Origin of the sequence: Actinocrinis sp., from assembly GCF_035650855.1 — a bacterium.
In the GTDB taxonomy this organism is placed as follows: Bacteria; Actinomycetota; Actinomycetes; order Streptomycetales; family Catenulisporaceae; genus Actinocrinis.
The window spans coordinates 1-3073 of sequence record NZ_DASRGV010000108.1; the positions used below are offsets into that span (position 1 = coordinate 1).

Consider the following 3073-nt stretch of genomic DNA (forward strand, 5'->3'; position numbering starts at 1 on the left):
ACGGCCTGAAGAAGTTGCGGCGGCCATGGCGGCGGGGAAACGCCCGGACCCATTCCGAACCCGGAAGCTAAGCCCGCCAGCGCCGAGGGTACTGCCGGGGAGACCCGGCGGGAGAGCAGGACACCGCCGCACAACCCGTAACGTCGGGCTCCTATCGAACGATCGATAGGAGCCCGACGCTTTTTTATGCCCGAAAACGGCCGGACGACTTCCACCGCCGAGGGCCACCGCAACCGACTCAGAGCCGACCGGCAGCCTTCAACGCGAGGTATCGATCCGCCAACGCAGGCGCGAAACGCTCGGGAATCGCATCCACGACCTCGACGCCATGCCTTCCCAACTCCGCCGCTACCTGACGCCTCGTCGTCAGCGCCAACTCCGCCGACGCCGCCGCGAACACCGCGTCCGCGTCACCGCGCGCCGTCGAGAGCTGCGCGATCCGCGGATCCGCGACCGAGCCCACCACAACCTTGTGGTGTCCCGTCAGGCGGGACATCTGTGGCAACAGGCCCTCGCCGATCGCCGCCGCGTCAATGCTGGTCAGCAGCACCACCAGCGACCGCCTGCGGATCCGCATCAAATGCGTGACCAGGCCCTCCGCATTCAGCTCGATCAGCGACGGCTCCAACACCGCCATCGCGTCGCTGAACAGCGCCAGCGTGCGACCCGGCAGCGCCCCAGTCACAGACGCGCGCAACTGCTGATCGTAGGCGAGCAGGTCCACCCGGTCCCCGGCCCGCGTCGCCAGAGCCGCCAACAGCAGCGTCGCGTCGATCGCCGAATCGAGCCGTGGAATATCGCCCACTCGGCCTGCCGAGGTACGGCTTGTGTCCAGGACGATCACGACGTGCCGGTCGCGTTCCGGCCGCCACGTACGCACGACCACGTCGTTGCGCCGCGCGGTCGCCCGCCAGTCGATCGAGCGCACGTCGTCGCCGACCACGTACTCGCGCAGCGAATCGAACTCGCTGCCCTGACCTCGCACCAAAACCGGAGTACGGCCGTCGGTCTCATGCAGCCGCGCCAACCGCGACGGCAGGTGCTTCCGACTCTCGAACGGCGGCAGCACCCGCACCCGCCACGGCACCTCGCGCGAGACCTGACGGCCAGCCAAGCCCAGCGGACCCAGCGACCGGATCGTCACCCGATCCGGCGCGCGATCGCCACGACGCGTCGGCGTCAGGACCGAATCGACGCGCTGGGCACTGCGCGGCTCGATCGTGAGCGCGTGCCGCGGCTCCTTCGCCAGCTCCATCACCTGGCGCGGCTGCGTCGTGCGCACGACATTCCCGGCGCTCGGCGCCCAGGCGTCACGCAGCGTGCCACGCAGCGGCCGATCGCCCACATTCACAACGTCGAGGCTGACCGTGGCGCTCTCTCCCAGCCGCACCGTCGCGTCGCCGCTCCGGTTGAACGCCAGATCCCGCAGCGAGCCCGCACGCAGCGCGTCCGCCGCCACTCCGCAACCCAGCGCCGCCTCGAACGCCGCGATGCCCGCCCAACCGGGCAGGTGCAGCACGCCCGAGACCACGCCGACCACCACCGAGCCGGCGGCGGCCACGACTCCGGAGCGGCCGGTGAGCACCAAGCTGCCACGGCCGCTGCGTGTGGCGTCTTTGCGGAGCGCGGAAGGTCGCATGTCGCCCGTCTGCCCTTAGCGGGGAACCGCGACGTTACCGAGCACGCCGTCGATGACCGCGTCCGTGGACACGCCCTCGAGCTCGCTCTCCGGCCGCAGCCGCACGCGGTGCCGCAGCACCGGTCGAGCCAGCGCCTTTACGTCGTCCGGGCTCACATAGTCACGCCCGGACAGCCACGCCCAAGCGCGTGACGCAGCGAGCAGCGCGGTACCGCCACGAGGTGACACCCCGACAGAAAGCGCTGGCGCGGTACGCGTCGCCCGCACGATGTCCGTGATGTACCCGAGTACCTCCGGCGTCACGGTGACCTTGCGTACCGCGTCGCGTGCCGTCTCGATCTCGGCCGGACCGGCCACCGGCCGCACTCCCGCCGCCGCGAGCTGACGCGGATCGAAGCCGTCCGCGTGCCGGCGCAGCACCGCGATCTCCTCGTCGCGGCTGGGCAGCGGCAGATTCAGCTTCAGCAGGAACCGGTCGAGCTGCGCCTCCGGCAGCGGATAGGTGCCCTCGAACTCCAGCGGGTTCTGCGTCGCCGCCACGACGAACGGGAACGGCAGCCGGCGCGGGGTTCCGTCCACCGTGACCTGCCGCTCCTCCATGCTCTCCAGCAGCGCCGCCTGCGTCTTCGGCGGCGTGCGGTTGATCTCGTCAGCCAGCAGCAGGTTCGTGAACACCGGACCTTCGCGGAACGAGAACTGCGCCGTGCGCGCGTCGTAGATCAGCGAACCGGTCACATCGCCCGGCATCAGGTCCGGCGTGAACTGGACGCGCTTGGTGTCCAGCGACAACGCCGCGGACAGCGAGCGCACCAGCAGCGTCTTGGCGACGCCGGGCACACCCTCCAGCAGCACATGGCCCTCGCACAGCAACGCGATCACCAGACCGGTGACCGCAGCGTCCTGGCCGACCACCGCCTTCGCCACCTCGGCCCGCACCGCCTGCAACGAGCGGCGCGCGTCGGCGGCCTGCGAAGCGGAGGCCGAGAGCGGCATGGTGCCGTCGAGCGCGCCGCTGTTCGCGGAGCCGGGGGTCGCGGCAGTAGCGGCGGACGCGGACACGGTGTCTGACGGCTTGGCGGCGTCGGGCGCAGGGGCGGCACCGGACTCGGCGGCGCCGAACTGAGCAGCGATGTCGGACTCGGTCACGATGACCGGACCTCCTGTTCCAATTGGTCGAGGTGGTCCGCGAGCAGGACCAGTTCGGCTTCGGATTGCGGGGCCTCGCCGGTGAGCAGATCGGCGATCAGGTCCTGGGCGACATTCAGTCGCGCGGCCACCGGCGCGACGAGGACCGACGGATCAGCGTGCGCGCGGGCAGCCGGGACGCCGAAGTAACCGGCCAGCCGACCTGCGGTCGCCTTGCGCAACAGTTCCGCAGCGCGGCCGTGCGCATTGGCGCGGCGATACAGCCGGGCGTGGCCCTCGACGGTCTCC

At 70.9% G+C, this 3073-nt stretch carries 2 protein-coding genes, 1 rRNA gene and 1 pseudogene; 1 reads left to right on the forward strand and 3 read right to left on the reverse strand.

The window, feature by feature from the left end; all coding sequences use genetic code 11:
- The first annotated feature begins 15 nt into the window (after nucleotides 1–15).
- A 5S ribosomal RNA gene (rrf, locus tag VFB40_RS08585) occupies nucleotides 16–132 on the forward strand.
- Between the two features lie 106 nt (nucleotides 133–238).
- Here rrf and VFB40_RS08590 read toward each other — a convergent pair.
- The 3 genes and pseudogenes from VFB40_RS08590 to VFB40_RS08600 form a co-directional block, all read right to left on the reverse strand.
- A complete protein-coding gene (locus VFB40_RS08590; protein WP_349261396.1) occupies nucleotides 239–1588 on the reverse strand; it encodes a DUF58 domain-containing protein in 1350 nt (449 codons plus the stop codon).
- 66 nt (nucleotides 1589–1654) lie between these two features.
- Entirely contained in the window at nucleotides 1655–2632 is a 978-nt protein-coding gene (locus tag VFB40_RS08595; protein ID WP_349261397.1) for an AAA family ATPase, read from the reverse strand.
- Between the two features lie 149 nt (nucleotides 2633–2781).
- Nucleotides 2782–3073: pseudogene (locus tag VFB40_RS08600) on the reverse strand (DUF4350 domain-containing protein); the annotation flags it as partial.